This window comes from Streptomyces sp. NPDC085900 (assembly GCF_044540925.1).
In the GTDB taxonomy this organism is placed as follows: domain Bacteria; phylum Actinomycetota; class Actinomycetes; order Streptomycetales; family Streptomycetaceae; genus Streptomyces; species Streptomyces gilvifuscus.
On sequence record NZ_JBITSP010000008.1, the window covers coordinates 331,253 to 348,395 of the forward strand.

11 protein-coding genes and 1 pseudogene are annotated in these 17,143 nt (G+C 68.7%); 4 read left to right on the forward strand and 8 right to left on the reverse strand.

Going from position 1 to position 17,143, the window contains the following annotated elements:
- Positions 1-283 precede the first annotated feature (283 nt).
- The gene (locus ACIGDI_RS27905; RefSeq protein WP_399901963.1) at positions 284-2,836 is read left to right on the forward strand and encodes a GH32 C-terminal domain-containing protein; all 2,553 of its coding nucleotides are present in this window, start codon (positions 284-286) and stop codon (positions 2,834-2,836) included.
- A 265-nt stretch (positions 2,837-3,101) separates the two neighbouring features.
- A complete protein-coding gene (locus ACIGDI_RS27910) occupies positions 3,102-3,878 on the forward strand; it encodes a hypothetical protein (protein ID WP_399901966.1) in 777 nt (258 codons plus the stop codon).
- A gap of 65 nt (positions 3,879-3,943) precedes the next feature.
- Here ACIGDI_RS27910 and ACIGDI_RS27915 read toward each other — a convergent pair whose 3' ends face one another.
- The 6 genes from ACIGDI_RS27915 to ACIGDI_RS27940 form a co-directional block, all read right to left on the reverse strand.
- Positions 3,944-5,254 carry an alpha-glucosidase/alpha-galactosidase gene (locus ACIGDI_RS27915; protein WP_399901968.1) on the reverse strand — a complete coding sequence of 437 codons (1,311 nt, stop codon included), beginning with the start codon at positions 5,252-5,254 and terminating at the stop codon, positions 3,944-3,946.
- Positions 5,251-6,207 carry a carbohydrate kinase family protein gene (locus ACIGDI_RS27920; RefSeq protein WP_399901970.1) on the reverse strand — a complete coding sequence of 319 codons (957 nt, stop codon included), beginning with the start codon at positions 6,205-6,207 and terminating at the stop codon, positions 5,251-5,253. Before ACIGDI_RS27920 ends, ACIGDI_RS27915 begins: the two co-directional genes overlap by 4 nt.
- A gap of 42 nt (positions 6,208-6,249) precedes the next feature.
- Positions 6,250-7,143, reverse strand: coding sequence for a carbohydrate ABC transporter permease (locus ACIGDI_RS27925; protein ID WP_399901972.1), 894 nt, complete (start codon positions 7,141-7,143; stop codon positions 6,250-6,252).
- Positions 7,140-8,078: a carbohydrate ABC transporter permease gene (locus ACIGDI_RS27930; protein ID WP_399901974.1), complete on the reverse strand. Its 939-nt coding sequence runs from the start codon at positions 8,076-8,078 to the stop codon at positions 7,140-7,142. Before ACIGDI_RS27930 ends, ACIGDI_RS27925 begins: the two co-directional genes overlap by 4 nt.
- Before the next feature lie 11 nt (positions 8,079-8,089).
- Positions 8,090-9,418, reverse strand: coding sequence for an ABC transporter substrate-binding protein (locus tag ACIGDI_RS27935; protein WP_399901977.1), 1,329 nt, complete (start codon positions 9,416-9,418; stop codon positions 8,090-8,092).
- A gap of 713 nt (positions 9,419-10,131) precedes the next feature.
- Complete coding sequence (locus ACIGDI_RS27940) at positions 10,132-10,947, reverse strand: endo alpha-1,4 polygalactosaminidase (RefSeq protein ID WP_399901980.1); 816 nt, start codon at positions 10,945-10,947, stop codon at positions 10,132-10,134.
- 1,237 nt (positions 10,948-12,184) lie between these two features.
- Here ACIGDI_RS27940 and ACIGDI_RS27945 point away from each other — a divergent pair.
- Positions 12,185-13,420 carry a Gfo/Idh/MocA family protein gene (locus ACIGDI_RS27945; protein WP_399901983.1) on the forward strand — a complete coding sequence of 412 codons (1,236 nt, stop codon included), beginning with the start codon at positions 12,185-12,187 and terminating at the stop codon, positions 13,418-13,420.
- 208 nt (positions 13,421-13,628) lie between these two features.
- Here ACIGDI_RS27945 and ACIGDI_RS27950 read toward each other — a convergent pair.
- Together ACIGDI_RS27950 and ACIGDI_RS27955 are read right to left on the reverse strand one after the other, a co-directional pair.
- Positions 13,629-14,423 (reverse strand): annotated as a pseudogene (locus ACIGDI_RS27950) (family 16 glycosylhydrolase); the annotation flags it as partial.
- 283 nt (positions 14,424-14,706) lie between these two features.
- Complete coding sequence (locus tag ACIGDI_RS27955; protein WP_399901985.1) at positions 14,707-15,384, reverse strand: hypothetical protein; 678 nt, start codon at positions 15,382-15,384, stop codon at positions 14,707-14,709.
- Between the two features lie 432 nt (positions 15,385-15,816).
- On the opposite strand from ACIGDI_RS27955, the gene ACIGDI_RS27960 reads away from it, so the two are divergent.
- The gene (locus tag ACIGDI_RS27960; protein WP_399901988.1) at positions 15,817-16,959 is read left to right on the forward strand and encodes a protein kinase; all 1,143 of its coding nucleotides are present in this window, start codon (positions 15,817-15,819) and stop codon (positions 16,957-16,959) included.
- The last annotated feature ends 184 nt before the right edge of the window (positions 16,960-17,143 follow it).

The following is a 17,143-nucleotide window of genomic DNA, read 5'->3' on the forward strand; positions in this document are numbered from 1 at the left end:
TTTTCTCCCGGGGATCAATGGAACCGTCTCGATCCTCCCATTCAGGAGTTTTCTTGCACAGGGTCTGGACTTCGGCGACGTGGTGCCCTTACGTTCGGCGAAACGTTTCCAGCCCTTGCGGGAGCTGCCGGTGCCGCGCTGCCCCCACAGCCGGGCTCGCTCGTTGCCTTGGACGAGGCCACGGCGGAGCCGCCGCCCGTACCCGCACCCGACACGCGTCAAGCGTTACTCGTCACGCGTCAGTCCCCTACGGCTGAGCCGAAGCCCGCCCGCAAGGAGCACCATGTCCAGAACCATTCGTCCGCGCCGCAGACTCGTGGCCGCACTGGCCGTCCTGTCCGGGCTCGGCCTGGTCGCCGCCTCTCCCGCCATGGCCGACACGCCCTACCACGAGCAGTACCGCCCCCAGTTCCACTTCACTCCGGCTCAGAACTGGATGAACGACCCCAACGGCCTCATCTACTACAAGGGCCGGTACCACCTGTTCTTCCAGTACAACCCGGACGGCAACACCTGGGGCAACATGTCCTGGGGTCACGCGGTCAGCACCGACCTGGTGCACTGGAAGCAGCTCCCGCTGGCCATCCCCCAGGACGACCAGGAGATGATCTTCTCCGGCAGCGTGGTGCTGGACAGGAACAACACCACCGGCTTCGGGACCAAGAAGAACCCTCCGCTCGTCGCCGTCTACACCAGCGCACAGAAGGCCTCCGGCAAGCAGCAGCAGGCCCTTGCCTACAGCACCGACGCCGGCGCCACCTGGATCAAGTACGACGACAACCCGGTGCTCGACATCGGCTCGAACAACTTCCGCGATCCCAAGGTCTTCTGGTACGCCCCCACTCAGCGCTGGCTGATGGCAGTCTCCCTGGCCGACCAGCGCAAGATCTCCTTCTACAGCTCGGCCGACCTCAAACACTGGACCCACCAGAGCGACTTCGGCCCGGCCGGCGCCACCGGCGGGGTGTGGGAGTGCCCGGACCTGTTCCCGCTCCCGGTCGACGGCAACTCGAAGAAGACCAAGTGGGTCCTTGCGGTCAACCTCAACCCCGGCGGCATCGCGGGCGGCTCCGGCGCCCAGTACTTCGTCGGCGACTTCAACGGCAAGAAGTTCACCGCCGACGACACCGGCACCACCTACACCCCGCCGAGCGGCACCGTCATGCAGGACTTCGAGTCCGACTCGTTCGGCGACTGGAAGGCCACCGGCAGCGCGTTCGGCAGCGCGCCGGCGACCGGGGCGGTGGACGGCCAGCAGACCGTCACCGGCTTCGAGGGCAAGGCCTTCGCCAACAGCTTCCACGGCGGCGACGCCTCCACCGGCACCCTGACCTCGCCCGAGTTCACGGTGACCGGAAACTACATCAACTTCAAGGTCGGCGGCGGCAACCACCCGTACGACCCCGACGCCGTCCTGGGCGACGAGCCGGCACCCACCGGCGAAACCCTCGCCGACTTCGAGGGCATCACCTACACCAGCCCCATCGGCGACTGGACCGCCACCGGCGACGCCTTCGGCACCGGACCGGCCCACGGCGCCATCGGAGACCAGCAGCAGGTCTCCGGCTACCTCGGCAACGGCCTGGTCAACAGCTTCCTGAACGGCGACGCCTCTACCGGCACCCTCACCTCACCGGCCTTCACCATCGACAAGAAGTACCTGGACTTCCTCATCGGCGGCGGCTACCACCCGGCCGGCTCCGACGCCCCCACCGCGGTGGAGCTCGTCGTGGACGGCAAGGTGGTGCGCTCCGCCACCGGATCCAACGGCGAAGCCCTGAACTGGGCGTCGTGGGACCTGTCCGACCTGCAGGGCAAGCAGGCCCAGATCAAGGTCGTGGACGACAGCACGGGCGGCTGGGGCCACCTCAACCTCGACCAGGTCGTCCTCTCCGACACCCAGGCGAAGCGCCCCTCCATCGAGACCGGTGTCAACCTGCTGGTCGACGGCAAGGTCGTCCAGAGTGCCACCGGCGCCGACTCCGAGAACCTCGACTGGGCCTCCTTCAACACCACCGCCTACAAGGGCAAGAAGGTCCGAGTCCAGATCGTGGACGCCAACCCCGGCGGCTGGGGACACGTCCTCGCCGACGAGTTCACCACCGCCGACAAGCCCGCCCTGAACGCCACCCAGCGCGCCCACTGGCTCGACCACGGCGCCGACTTCTACGCCGCCAACACCTGGACCGACGCACCCGGCGGCCGCCGCGTCATGACCGCCTGGATGAACAACTGGAACTACGGCCAGGCCATCCCCACCTCCCCGTGGCGCAGCGCCGACACATTTCCCCGCCAGCTCTCCCTGAAGACCGTGAACGGCAAGGTCCAGCTGATCCAGCAGCCGGTCGGTGAACTGGCCACCCTGCGCGGAGCCCGCACCCGGGTGCCCAGCACCCGCGTCACGAACACCACGACCCCGCTCTCGGTGCACGGCAGCACCCTGGAGGTTCAGGCCGACCTCACCCCGGGCACCGCCGACCGCTCCGGCCTGGACGTCCGCACCGGCACCGGGCAGCGCACCCGCATCGGCTACGACACCGCCACCGGCGAGGTCTACATCGACCGCTCCGCCTCCGGTGACACCGACTTCGACCCGGCCTTCACCGGCGTCCAGCGAGCTCCGCTCGATCTCCACGGCGGCCGGCTGAGCCTGCACATCCTCGTCGACGCCTCCTCCGTCGAGGTCTACGCCCAGAACACGCGCGGCGAACAGGTGACCCTCACCGACCAGATCTTCCCCGACCCGTCCAGCACGGGTGTCGGCGCCTTCGCCGAAGGCGGCGCCGCCACCCTCGACCACATGCAGGCGTGGCAGCTGAAGTCCATCTGGCGGTGACGAACCCTCAGGTCCGTGCGCCGGACGGCGGGGAGCCGCTTCCGGCGCACGGATACAGGCGAAGAGGAGTTTCGCGCAAGCCACCTGAGGCACCGAGGGGAACCTGGAAAACGCGGAACTCGTCGAGGTCCAGGGGGTTGAGCTCGTCCAGGTACTGACCGTCTTTGAGCGTTCCGTGTCGCGTTCAGTGGCGTTTCGGTACCGTCCCAGCGTCGGTGCGATCTTAGGGGGGCGTGTGAAAGATGATGCAGGCACGGAGGCGCGGATGCCTGAGTCGAGCTGTTTGGTCGGCAGCTGGCTGGTCGGGCGCAAGAATCCGACGCAGGCCGTGATGAGCGAAACTCTGGCGCTGGCCGAGGACGGCTATCTGCGGGCGAAGGCGGACGAAGACGGATACGTGATACTTCCCGGCACCCGGTCCGCGGCCGGGCTTCCCCCGGACCGGGCTGCCCTGCTGGAGGCGATCCTTGGCAGGGAAGGTGAACTGTGGCTGCGGCGCGAACCCGGTCCGTCGGCCTCCCTTCGCGGTACCAGGATCAGCCTCGCGCAGATTCAGAAGGGCGTTACCGACGCTGCCCGTGAGCACGGCTACCTGGCCCGACCGTATTACGTGCTGTTCAGCATGGCGATTGCCGTACTGTCCGGCGCGTTCCTGATGTGGAGGGGCAATACTTCCTCGGCTGTCCTGCTGTGCATGGCAGCGGCCCTGCTGGGCACGTGGTCGCTCGGGAAGACTCATATCAGCAAGACCGGTGCCGCCGAGCAACAACGTCTCCTCGACCTGCAAGACAGTCTCCGGCGTCCGAGCCGGCCCGCGCATCCAGAGGGGGAAACCTCGCGCGGCTATCGTCTGCTGCCCTGGGCCACTCTTCTGCTCGACGGCGAGGATTTTGGTCGTTGGTACGCCGACAACCTGCTCGACGTCGAGTTGCCCCGGTGGTGGGCGCAGGATCCGGACGCCCCGGACCCGACCTTGCAGTTCGTCTCCCAGGACGGGATGAAGGGGCTTCTGCATTCACTGCTGCACCACGTCGGCCCGTAGTGACGTCAGTTCTCCCTGAATGTGGTCCGGTCGGTGGGTCGCGGGCGGCCTGCCGACCGGGGCGCTCACGATCCCAGGCGGATGCGCAGTGCGGGCTGGAGGAGGTCGCCGTGGGCGGTGACCATGTCGTCGCACAGGCGCCAGATGTCCTCGACCGGCAGGGCCGCGGCCGTGGCGGGGTCGGTCATCGCGGCGTGCCTGATGTGCCGCGGTTCATCCTCGATCGCCGCCCGCACCACCAGGTCGTTCGCGCTCAGGTAGGTGCGGTTGAGCGCCGCCAGCTGGGGCGGGAGGGAGCCGACCCGGGTCGGCTGGACGCCCAGCGAGTCCACAAGGCAGGGCACCTCGACGACGCCGTGCGCGGGCAGGTTGTCGATCAACGCCCGGTTGGGGACATTGCCGTAGACCGTGCGAGGGGTGCCGGTGACCATGCTGTGGATGATCTGGGGCGCGTACTCCATCGTCCCCTCGACGGCGAGCGGTGTCCCGGCGACCAGCGCGTCGCGGGTCTTCTCGTAGGTGGCGACGTTCTCGTCGACGATCTTGAGGTACTCGCCGATCGGCAGCCGTAGCCGTTCGACCTCGCTGCTGTGGTGCAGGTACCACGGAACGTATTCGGAGGAGTGCTCGCTGGTCTCGGTCGGGTAGTAGCCGAGCCGACGGTACATGTCGACCCGAACCCTGCGGCGCAACTGGGCCTCGGAGGCGATCAGTTCGTCGAGGAGGGGGTAGAGGCTCCGGCCCTGGTGCTCGAAGCGCAGTACCCACGCCTGGTGGTTGACACCCGCGGCGTGGTAACTGATCTCCTCGTAGGGGACCTTGACCAGATCGGCTAGGTCGCGCATCGTCCAGTACACCGAATGGCACAGTCCCACCACCCGGGTCAGGCCGGTGGCCTGCGTCAGGTACTGGACGTTCATGGCCATGGGGTTGGTGTAGTTCAGCAGCCAGGCCTGCGGGCATACCTCGGCGATGTCCTGCCCCAGTTCCCTGAGGAACGGGAAGGTGCGCAGGGCTCGGAAGATGCCTCCAATGCCGAGGGTGTCGCCGATGGTCTGCCGTAGGCCGTAGCGAGCCGGTACCTCGAAGTCGGTGCGGGTGGCCTCGCCCATGCCGATCTGCACGATGTTGATGACGAAGTCGGCGTCCGCCAGAGCCTTGCGGCGGTCGGTGTCCGCGGTGACCGTGGGACGGGCGCCGAGGGTGTCTGCGATCCGGGCGGCGGCGGCGTGCGCGGTGGCCAGACGCTCGGTGTCGATGTCGTGCAACGCGATGTGCGCCGACTTCAGTTCGGGGAACGCGAGGAGGTCGGCGAGCAGTCCCTGGGTGAAGACGACGCTGCCTGCGCCGATGAAAGCGATCTTGGGGGTGGTCATACCAGGGTTTCCTCGGTCTCGGAAAGGCGGGCGAGGACTTCGTCCCGCGTGGGCTGTGCGGTGGTGCCGCCGTGAGCACGGGTGGACAGGGCTCCGCAGACCGCGGCGAAGCGGAGGGCTTCCGGCAGGGGCCTCTCGTCGAGCAGGGCGGCGATGAATCCCGCGTCGAAGCTGTCCCCGGCACCGACCGCGTCGACGGGCTGGACCCGTATTCCCCGGGTGCTGAAGAGCCGTTCGCCGTCGTGGCACAGCGCGCCGTCGGCGCCGTTCTTGACCGCGGTGACCGGGCCCCGGCGGGCGAGCCGTGCGGCGGCCTCGGCGGGATCGTCGGTGCCGAGGCGGGCCAGGCGCCGGGCTTCGGCGGCGTTCGGCAGCAGGAAGTCGGTGTGGGCCAGGACCGCGTCCAGACCCGAGGGCTCCCAGCGGCCCGCCGGGTCGTCGTTGGTGTCAAGGGAGGTGGTGGCGCCGTGCCGGCGTGCGGTGCGCAGGAGTTCGGGCAGGGCGACGGCGAGCTGTGGCATCAGGAAGTAGGAGGCCGAGTGCACGTGCCGCGCGGCCCCCAGCAGCGTCGCGGGCACATCGTCGGCCGTGGTCGCGGCCAGGGTGCCCGGGGCGGTGACGATGGCCCGGTCGTCCCCGCGGGTGAGCACGACCGTCATGGGGGTGGGCCGGCTGGGGTCGAGCCGCAGCGCCTCGGTGTCGACGCCGTGGGCGACGAGCCGGTCGCGCATGTAGCGGCCCGCGTCGTCGTCGCCCACTCGGCCGGCGAAGGCGACCCTGAGACCGAGGCGCGCCGCCCCGCAGGCGACGATCGCGCCGGACCCGCCGACGGTGAGGGTGCCGGTGGGCACCAGCTGTTCGCGCTGGCCGAAGGCGAGCGGGCCGTCGAGCGGGCCGACGACGACGTCGGGGTTGGCGTCACCGATGACCAGCAGGTCGAATGAGTACGGCATTGAGCTGTTCCTGCCTGAGGGGTGTGTCGGGGGGCGAACGGGTCAGCCCTTGAGACCGGTGGAGGTGATGGACTGGATGAACGCCTTCTGCGCGCCGAGGAAGGCGAGCAGGACCGGCACGACGGTGATGACGTTTCCGGCCATCACGGCGGCCCACTGGGTGTGGTGCTGTCCCTGGAAGGTCGTGAGGCCGAGCTGGAGCGTGTACTGGGTGTCGTGGTTGATGGCGATCAGGGGCCAGGTCAGGTCGTTCCAGGTGCTGAGAAACGTCAGGACGGCCACGGTGCTGAGGGCCGGCCGGGACAGCGGCAGCACGATCCGCCACAGCACGTGAAGCCGTGAGCAGCCGTCGATCCAGGCGGCCTCCTCCAGCTCGCGGGGCAGCGAGAGGAAGAATTGGCGCAGGAGGAACACCGAGAAGGGCGTGACCAGGGACGGCACGATCAGCGCGCCGAGGGTGTCGATGAGGCCGAGCTGCTTCATCACCAGGAACGTGGGGATCATCGTCAGTTGGAACGGGATCGCCATCGTGGCCAGCATCAGGCCCAGCAGCAGCCGGGAGCCGGCGAACCGCATCCGGGCGAACGCGTAGCCGCCGAGGGTGCCGAGCACGAGGTTCGCGGTGACCGTGACGAGGCTGACGAGGAACGAGTTGGCGAACCAACGGGGGAACATCGCGTTGCCCAGCACGTAGCGGTAGCCGCCCAGGTCCAGATGGGAGGGCCACAGCGCCGGGGGGAAACGGTTGATCTCGGCGTTGCTCATCACCGAGCTGAGCGCCAGCCAGATCAGGGGGACGGCGAAGAGCAGGGCCATCGGCGCGAGCAGGAGGTGCCAGGGGCTGAACGGCAGTTGCGGGCGGTGTCGTTGAGCGTCGTTGCGGGGGGCGGAGGGAGCCGCCTGCGCGGCGTCGGGCGGGGCGGAGACGGTGGTCATGCGGAGGCCCCCTGCACACGGCGGCGGAGGAGCTGGAGGATCAGGGCGATCAGGCCCAGGGCCACGGCCAGGACGTAGGCCGAGGCGGCCCCGTATCCGGCGGTGGCGTTCTGGAAGGCCTGCTGCCAGATGAAGTAGACGATCACGGTGGTGGAGCCGAGAGGGCCGCCCTTGGTGGTGACGTACACAAGGTCGAAGGTCTGGAGGGACTCGATGGTCTGCCACAGCAACAGGAAGACCGTGACGGGTCTGAGAGCGGGCAGCGTGACGTGGCGCAGGAGCTGGAGGCGGTCGGCGCCGTCCAGCCGGGCCGCCTCGATCAACGAGGCCGGCACGTCCTGGAGCGCCGCGAGGTAGATCACCAGGCAGAAGCCCGTACCGCTCCACAGGCTGATCGCGACGAGTACGGGAAGTGCCTGGGAGGGGTCGGTGAGGAAGCCCTGGGACGGGATGCCGAGGTGGTGCAGTACGGCGTTGGCGGCGCCGAACTCGGGGTCCAGGATGAACGAGAACAGCACGCCCTGCGCGGTCGCGGAGACGACGAACGGCACGAAGTACAGGGTGCGGTAGAGCCCGACGAAGCGGATGCGCCGGTTGAGGGCGAGGGCGAGGAGCAGGCCGACCACCATGCTTGCCGGCACGTACAGTGCGGTGTACAGCAGGGTGTTGCGCAGAGCCTGGCTGAAGTGCGGGTCCTGGGCGAGGGCGCGGTAGTTGTCCAGTCCCACCCAACGGCTGGGGGTGACGAGGTCGTCGGCCTGGAAGGACAGCAGCAGCGACCAGATGATGGGTACCACGCTCAGGCCGATGATGATCAGGACGGCGGGGGAGACGAACGTCCAGGCCATGGCGGCCTCACCTGCTCGTCTGCGGCGCAGGGCGCGCCGACTGTCCGGGGGTCCGGACACGGTGATCGGGGTGGGCAGTCGCGACATGACGGGGCTCCTCAGCGCGGGATGAGCAGTGCGGCGTTGGCGTCGGAGGTGCAGGCGCGCAGTGCCTTGGTGGGGCTGCTCCGTCCCAGGAGCACGGCGACGATGGCCTGTCCGAGAGCCTGCGAGATCTGCGGATAGGCGGCGTGTACGGGGCGGGCCCGGGCCGTGTCGAGGGCCCTGGTGAACACCCCCAGGCCCTCGGTGCTGCGTTCCTTGTGCTGCCAGGCGGGCAGAGCGCGGGTCCGGCGGCTGAGTGGCAGGCTGCCTGCGTCGATGTCCCAGCGCACGTCCTGGGCGGGCTGCATGAGCCAGGTCACGAAGGTTTTGGCGGCCCGTCTGCGGGCCTCGCCGTTGTCGAACACGGTCCAGGTGTCGGGTCCGCTGATGGTCACCGGCCGGCCGGAGAAGGTGGGCAGCGGCACGACGTGGTAGTCGATCTTCGCTTGGTGAATGTCGGGCAGCTGCCACGGACCGGTGACGACCATGCCCATGCGGCCGGACGCGAAGACCTGGTACATCTGCTCACTGCCCGGCTTCGGGTCGACGTAGACGCTCTTGTCGTGGGCCAGGGCGGCCACCACCTCCAGGGCGCGGGTCCCGGCGTCGGCGAATCCGACGTGTCTGCCGTCGTCGGCGACGACATCCCCGCCGAGATCCCAGATCATGGGCCACAGGCGCCAGACGGTGTCCTCGTCCCCGACGCCGGGCCAGCCGGTGCCGAAGCGGCCGCCGCCGGCGTCGGTGAGCGCCTTGGCAGTGGCGACGAAGTCGTCCCACCGCCAGCCGGGTTCGGGCAGCGGCAGGCCGGCCCGCCGAAAGAGCTCCCTGTTGCAGACCACGGCGAGTGAGTCCAGCAGCGCGGGCGCGGCGCGCACCTGGCCGTTGACGGTCACGGCCGCGCGCGCCGGTTCCCAGTAGGCCCCCCAGGGAGCGGGGGCGTGTTCCACCATGTCGGTGAGGTCGACGACCTGCGGGCTACGGGCGACGCTGGCCAGGTCGGAACCGAAGATGTAGGCGATGTCCGGGTAGGAGCCGGCGGCGAGGGCGGCCGTCACCTTCTGGAGCATCGAGTCGGCGAGCACTCCGCCGCCCAGCTCGACCCGGATGCGGGGGTGGCTGCGCATGAAAGCGGCGACCAGGGATTCCACGGCCTTCTTGCCGGTGTCGGTCTGGCCGTGCCACATCTCGATGGTCACGGTGCCGTCGGCGCTGACGCCGTTGTCGCCGCCCGCCGCGCAGCCGGCGGCCGACAGGCCCGCGGCCGCCGCGCCGGCCCAAGCCGCGCCGGCGCGCAGCACGTCGCGGCGTGCGGGCGGCGCGCTGCGGTTGACCGCATACATGGGTACCTCCGGGGTGGAGCTGTGGGACACGCATTTCCGAGCAAGGTGTGCGTCCGTGTACGGCGTTGCGGCCGTGGCCAAGGCCGGTGGTTCCGGCGGGGCTGGGGTGCGGCCGGTCTTCGTCGGTCGTCGCGTCGGGGCGGGCCGTGCTCAGTGCCGCGGGCGTTGCGAGACGGACGGCGGTCGTACCGCTGTCGCCGGCATCGCGCGACTCGGGGGACCGTTTGGGTTGATGAGCACGCGAAGCGCGTCCAGGTGAGGCCGTCGAGTCGTGGCGGCCGGGGGAGTCGCGCCGATGAGGATCATGTCTGGACCCCAGATCCTGGTGGGCACGTCCCCGCCTCGGACCCCGCTGGGGTCCTGGCGACTCAGTCCGGACTTCTGGCGCGTGGCCATCTACCGGCTGGGCGTACCTCTGCCGCCGAGTGCTTCGACTGCGGCGTTGGCCAGGAGTTAAACGAGGGAGCTGGGCGGCTGTCAAGAGGCGGTCGTGTTTGAATCTGCGTGAAACGCCGATGAAATTGGCATGATTGAGCATCGGGAGGGTGTGCGACATCGGCCTGTGCCGCCTCACCGAGACGTCACAGGCCGACGCGCGCTCTTGCGTCAACTGCGGCTTGACAGCGCCCTGAAGGGGCGCGCGGAACTGTGCGACCAGCCACAACGGTGCCGCAGACGGTCAACGACACGCCGCGGCACTTACGGCGGAGCGATCAGCAGGTCTTGCGGACGTACCCGCTGCTGCCGGCCGGCGAGACGTCCACGTCGCGCTGGACAATGCTCAGCGTGCCGCCCCACCCCCTGCACGCCTTCGACCTGCCGGAGTCGGTGTACTCGATCACGATCACGTTGTTGCCGAAGGCGCTGGTGTAGTCGCCGCACTCGTCGTACTGGCCGCACTCCTCGGCCACGGCGAAGTCGAGGCCGTTGGCCTTGCGATTGCCGGCCAGCTCGGAGGTGTTCTTCTGGGCGATGGCCAGGCCGTCCGCGTGGGCGCGGGCGGAGAGCAGCTTGATGAATGCCTGTGCGTTGTTCGCCGTCAGGCGGTTCCCGGAGCGGGTGTAGCTGTCGTAGTTGTCGGGCTCGACAGCCTGGAAGCCCTTGCTGCGGCAGCCGTCGATCTGGGCTCCGATCGTGCCGGCGATGCGCTGCCGCTTGGCGTCCGTGCTGACGTCGAGGAGGGCCTCGCCCCAGTCCTCGTCGTAGACGACCTTGCCCGCGGAGTCGCGCAGCAACAGGTCCGAGGCCCAGTCCTTCTCGGCGCCCGGCTGCGCCTGGAAGGCGTTGACGTAGCAGATGTTGTACAGGCCCGCCGCCGGGGAGGCGGTGTGGTCACGGGTGACGACCTTGACGCCCTGCGGCGGGGTGTAGGCGCCTCCGATCTGGTAGTCGAAGGCGGCGTGTGTCGGCGGCAGGGTTACGGTCGCGGCCTGCGTCGAGGGCGCCTGGACGAGCAGAGAGCCGGTCAGGGCCGCAGCGCCGATGGCCGCGCCGGTGAGTTTGCGGGAGGCGGTGTTGAGGTTGCTCATTCCGTGAGCTCCAGAGGAAGCGGGCACGTCCCCGCCTCGGACACGTGGGGCGTCCTGGCGACTCGGGCCGGGCTCGCGGCGCGAGAGCCTGCATACCGGCTGGGCGTGCCTCTGCACGCGGAGCGAGGCTCCAGCGTTAGCCCAGGAGTAAAGCGACCACCCGTGAGGATGTCAACGCACTGCCGAAGTCCTCCTGATACGGCGCCAGTCGGGGGTTCCGCGGGGCGGGTTCGACTGTCGGCGGACTGTCGCCGTGTCGAGCAGATCACGGTGCACCCCGCGGTCGAAGTCCCCGGCGAAGGACGCGGCCAGGGTGGCGGCCGACAGCGCCACGGCCTCGACGAGCCTCTCCGGCCAGGGCGGAGGTGGGCGGTGGGGTAGGGGCGACGACTCTTTCGGGGTCGAGGTGCGACTGCCTCCCGGGTGCCCGCGGCTCTCATTGCGGCCGCACCGGCCTCGGATTCGCTGCTGGCGTTGACCGCGGCGAGCTCGTGAACGTTCGGCTTGACGACGTCCGGGCCACGGTGATCGCGGCGGCGAGCGCGTCGCTTTCCGCGTCGACCAGAGTGGATACGCCCCGGGCGTGAGCCACAGCGCTCACCGAGGCCTATGCGTCCCCACGTATGCCGGGCGGCAGGCTGTCGGAGAGGGCGACGACCGCGGCACCGTTCCACAGGAGCCGGTAGTGGCCGCAGAAGCGGGCTCATTCGGCCCTGGTCACCGAGGTACCGGGTTTCGGCAGGTCGTGGTGTTCCGGTCGTCCACGACGGTGATGGTACGACGGTTCCCGCCTTGGACGTTCGAGGTGTTCGTCGTCGGTGAAGGCGGCATTGGCCAGCGGCCCACGTCGTAAGAGCAACCAGACGCCCTCGACCGCGTTCAGAGCGATCGCATGGCGAGACCTGAGCATCCGGGCTCGCCTCCGTGCCCGAACCCCGGCCGGCGCACCGGCGACGAGGCCCTAGCGGAATTCATGCCTGAAGATGCTTGATATGGGCGTTGATTGAGCATGTCCAAGCATTTATGGTCATGGGTGTCACCGACGATCTCGTGCTGCGTACTCAGCCTGGAGCGTGTCGTGGTGCACGTCTGCCGTGCGCCCGTGCGGGCTCCGTCGGAACAGTGCTCCCGCTCCCCGGCAAGTCCCTCGACCGCCGCCGTACGGCGGCTTCCCCCGACCAGCCGGCGGCGCCCAGGCGTCGGCCGCGTCTCCCCGTCTGCGATGAAGGGGCGTTCCATGACCCATCGTCCGATCGCGCCGGAACTGCGCGTCGGTGTCGTCGGCACAGGACAGCGAGCCGGGCTGGCCGTCCTGGCCGAGCGGCCCGGCTCGGCCCGCGTGGTCTCCTGCGCCGATACGTCCGAGCGTGGCCGCGCCGACGCCCGGACGCTCTTCGGGGCCGATGTCCAGGTCCACGAGCACTACGAGGACATGCTCGGGGACGGTCTGGACGCCGTTTTCGTCCTCACCCCGGACGACATCCACACCGCGCCGGCCCTGTACTTCCTCGAAGCAGGTGTCGCTGTGTTCGTCGAGAAGCCTCTGGCCGTCGACCTCGACGACTGCGACCGGGTCCTGGCCGCCGCGGCCCGCACCGGCACCCGCCTGTACGTCGGGCACAACCTCCGCCATCTGCCGGTGCTGCGCACCATGCGCAGACTCATCGACGAGGGAGCGATCGGAACCGTGCGGGCCGTGTGGTGCCGGCATTTCGTCGGCCACGGCGGCGACTACTACTTCAAGGACTGGCATGCCGAACGAGCCCGGACCACCGGCCTGTTGCTCCAGAAAGGCGCGCACGACCTGGACGCGATCCATTGGCTGGCGGGCGGCTGCGCCCGTACGGTGACCGCACTGGGGGACCTGTCCGTCTACGGTGCCAACCCGCACCGCCGTACCCGGCCACAGGGTTCGGCGCGGGTGCAGGACTGGTTCGACGAGGGCGTCTGGCCGCCGTCCGCGCTGCGCGATCTCAACCCCGTCATCGACGTGGAGGACATCAGCATGGTGCTGACTCGCCTCGACAACGGGGTGCTCACGAGCTACCAGCAATGTCACTTCACCCCCGACTACTGGCGCAACTACACCGTCATCGGCGACGGGGGCCGGATCGAGAACCTCGGCGACGGTGTCGAGGGGGACGCTCCGGTGATCAAGGTGTGGAACCGGCGGCGGTCCGGCTACCGCCCCGAGGCAGATCTGACCCTGCCCCCGACCGAAGCGGCCGGCGGCCCACACGGAGGCGCGGATCAGTACCTCGTCGACGAGTTCCTGCACTTCGTCGCATACGGCGGGGCAACCGAGACGTCGCCCGTCGCCGCCCGCGCAGCCGTCGCGACCGGCATCGCGGCAACCACGTCGCTGCGTTCTGGCGGCTCTCCGGTGGAGGTCCCCGCCCTCGACCCGCAGCTTGCCGACTACTTCGTACGCCACCAGCCCGGCTCCCGTGCCCCAGCTTTGCGGGGCGACTGAGCCTCTTCCCGTCGACCCACACACCGTCCGTGTGACCAGCTCGCTGCACACTGCAGAGAGACGATCCGACACATCGTTGTCGTGACCGCCTTCCGGGATCACCGCGAGATGAGCGAGATCATCTCGGTCCGGCGCGTTCGTACACGCGGACCCAGTCCGTCAGCATGCGGACAGGGAATGCGGTGGAGGGTGCCACGGGGCCGGGCCACACGCCGCCGACGGCGAGGTTGAGCAGCAGGTAGAAATCGTGGTCGAAGATCCACTTCCGTCCGGGACCGTGGGACGCTCGCGAATCGGTGTGGTACTTGTGACCGTCGACGGACCAGGTGATGCGATCCTTGTCCCATTCCACGCCGTACGTGTGAAAGGCGTCGGAGAAGTGGCTGCCGCCCCGGAGCGTGTGGTGGCCGCCGATGCCCTCGTCGCCGTAGCCGGGTCCGTGGATCGTGCCGTACACGGTGTCCGGTTCACCGCCCGCGACCTCCATGACGTCGATTTCACCGTTCCCGGGCCACGGAGTGGTGTCGTCGTTGTCGCCCATCATCCAGAAGGCGGGCAGAAAGGGGCCGTCGGCGGGAACCTTGATGCGAGCCTCGATTTTTCCGTATGTCTGCGAGAACGTGCCCTTCGTCGTCAGCCGGGCCGACGTTATGTCGCAGGTGCCGTCAGGGCAGCCGTCCATGCCCGGCAGTCTCTCCCGACGTGCGGTGATGACGAGGTGACCGTGGCCGTCGGTGGCCGCGTTCTGCGGCCTGTCGGTGTAGAACTGCCATTCCTTGTTGCCCCATTGAGGCTCTCCGCCGGTGTCATGGGTCCACTTGTCGGGGTCGGGTGCCTTGCCAGCGGCTCCGGAGAACTCGTCGGACCAGCTCAGACGCCAGCCGTCCGGCGTCGACTGTGTGTCGCCCGACGGCGAGGCGGAGCACGAGAGGAGGAGTCCGGTGACCAGGACACCGACGGCCAGGCGCGCCGGATTGTGCGGGCGGCCGGAGGTGAGACGCATGCGGAGCTCCTGGGGTTGGGGCGCGGAGAAAAGGGTTGGCGGCCGGAGGTCTTGAGGCCGTGTCCGGTGGAGGAAGAACGGAGGTGAGATCAGCCCCGGTCGTCCGCGCGGGACAGCCGTCGCCGACGGCCTCGCCGAGCAGGTCTTGCATATGGCGAGGCCCACTCGGCTGATGGCCGCGCACGACTGCCTCACCGTTTGCGCGCCGGTGCTTGAGCCTCGCCGCCGGGATCCCGGTCAACCCACCTGACAGGCACTGTTGTGATATCGCCGGCGACTCGGGTCACGCTTCGGAGGCACGCGTCCAGGGGTCGTCAGGAAGGTCTGGTTCGACTCCTGCGTGATCACATTCGTCCGCGATGCCTTCCCGGGCCGATTCGAGGGAGCCTGTCACCCGGTAATTGTCCGGCAGGTCCAACCCGACGTACTTGCCTTCCTCGTTGAGCTCGCCATCCGTTCCATAGAGGCGGACTATCGGCGTCGGGAGTTCATCAGCGAACTTGGGAGGATCCCACCCGACGACCCGGCCGAGGTACGTCTCCCCCTGATCGCCCAGGGCTGCGAAGTACAGCAGGTAGTGCGCCGGGTCGACAGAGAACGGATCAGCATCATGGACCCCTTGCCTGCCGTGCGGCTGCGGCCAAGTTCCAGTGGACGAGGCCTCCTGCCAAGCCTTTTCCACGTCCTCGACTGACCGGCCTATCCAATATCTCTCAGTCCGGCTGCCCAGAGATACGTACTCCGGCAGGCCTTCCTCTCCCTGCTGATCGAGGAACCGTACGACGGGTTCAATAGCAGGGGTGATGACACCGTTGAAGGCTCGGTAGAAGGCGACGACCCGGCCCACCCGCAGCCGCCCGCCCTCGTCCTCACCATAGAAGAACCGGCCGTGCCTGTAGTAAGTGTCGGTGATGTCTTCGAAGCGCGGCCAATGTTCGTACTGGCTGATCCGGTACTTCACAACCCCCAGCCCCTCCCCGCGTGTCGGCAAACCACAGAGCACACTATCCACCTTCCAGTTGGCCCTTTCTCCGAGGTCTTGGGCGGCGGGCCGCCGGGAAGACACTGATGGCCCGTCACGCGGGAAGTCGGTCAAGGTCGCTTCGAGTCTCGAGAGTTGCTCGCCGGGCTGTTGCGCGTGCTCGCTTGGCTGATGACCTGGAGTAGCGATGCGCTGTGTGCGCTCGCTGGCCCCGCGACCGAGGCCCGCTACTTGCTCGGCTGTCCGACATCTCGCCGCTGTTGCGGTGAGGGGAGTGTGCCTCTCCCGCCGCCCTCGCTCACTTTCCGTCGTTTGCTCCTTCGGGGGAGAGTCTTTCCTGAAACGATCTGGTCAGAAGTGGGCCGAGGGCGCGTCGCGTGATCGTGCGCGTGGTGCAGGAAGGGGTTGACGGTGCACCAGGGGGAGTTGCTGGCCGGCAAGTACCTGCTGGAGGTACGGATTGGCCAAGGCGGCATGGGTGAGGTGTGGTCGGCACACGACCGGGAGCTGGACCGCCCCGTCGCGGTCAAGATCGTGAACGCAGATCCCGGGTTGATCGCTCGGCTACGGCGAGAAGCGCGTACTGGCGCCCAGTTGCAGCATGTCGGCATTACCGTCGTGTACGACATCGGAGAACATCACGGGCACCCGTTCTTTGTGATGGAGTTGCTGGCGGGCACTGACTTCCAGACGCTGATCGAGGCCAGCCCAAATGGTCTGCCGGTCGTGAGCGTGGCGCGGTTGATGGCGCCGGTGGCGGACGCTTTGGACTACGCGCACCGCAAGGGGGTCGTGCACCGCGACATCAAGCCGGCCAACCTGATGGAATTGGCCGACGGCGGGGTGAAGATCTGTGACTTCGGGATCGCCCGCTTCACGGATGCCACCACCGGCCTCACCGCGCCCGGCGGCATGCTCGGCACACCCGCCTACATGGCACCCGAGCAGTACGAAGGCAAGGACGCCGACCCGGCCAGCGACCTGTACTCCTTCGGCGCCACCCTGCACGCGCTGCTTGTCGGACGGCCCCCCTTCCCGGGCCCGTCACTTCCCGCCCTCATGCGCCAGCACCTCACCCAGCCCCCGCCACGCCTCACCGATCTCCGGCCCGACATCCCCGCCGAGCTTGAATGGCTGGTCCTGGATCTGCTGACCAAGGACGCCACCGGCCGGCCCGCATCCGCGGCTCACGTGAGCGACACCCTCCGTGCACTCAGCGGCGACCTCCTCCAGTCGACGCCCCCGCCAGCGGTCCAGCGTCGGACAGGTTGGGCTCCGCTCCTTCCGCTGTCACCGGCGGAAGAGCGGACACTTCGTTCCACGGACGGTGACATCTCCACCCAGATCGAGTTCGTCAACCAGCGCAGCGAGGCCGTACGGATCTGCTGGCTCGACTATCAGGGCTCCCGCACCTTCTACATGCAACTCGACCCAGGCATGTCCTACATCCAGCAGACATATGTCTCACATCCATGGATCATCACGAACGCCGCAGAGATCCCGATCGTCATCTTCCAGCCGAGCGCAACACCGGGCCGGGCGACCATCTACTGACCAGGTCGGGCCACCGACCACGCGGGCGTGACGCAGCCCGTCGGCCAGGCGGGGCATCAATACTGGGGTGGGTATGCATCGTTGGTCGCCTCTCAGGGACGCTGGCGATCGGACCGCACGAGCGGGGCGGGGGGCCGACACGGTGGCAGACGCAGCGCACCGGTGCCCTTCGGGTGCGAACGGC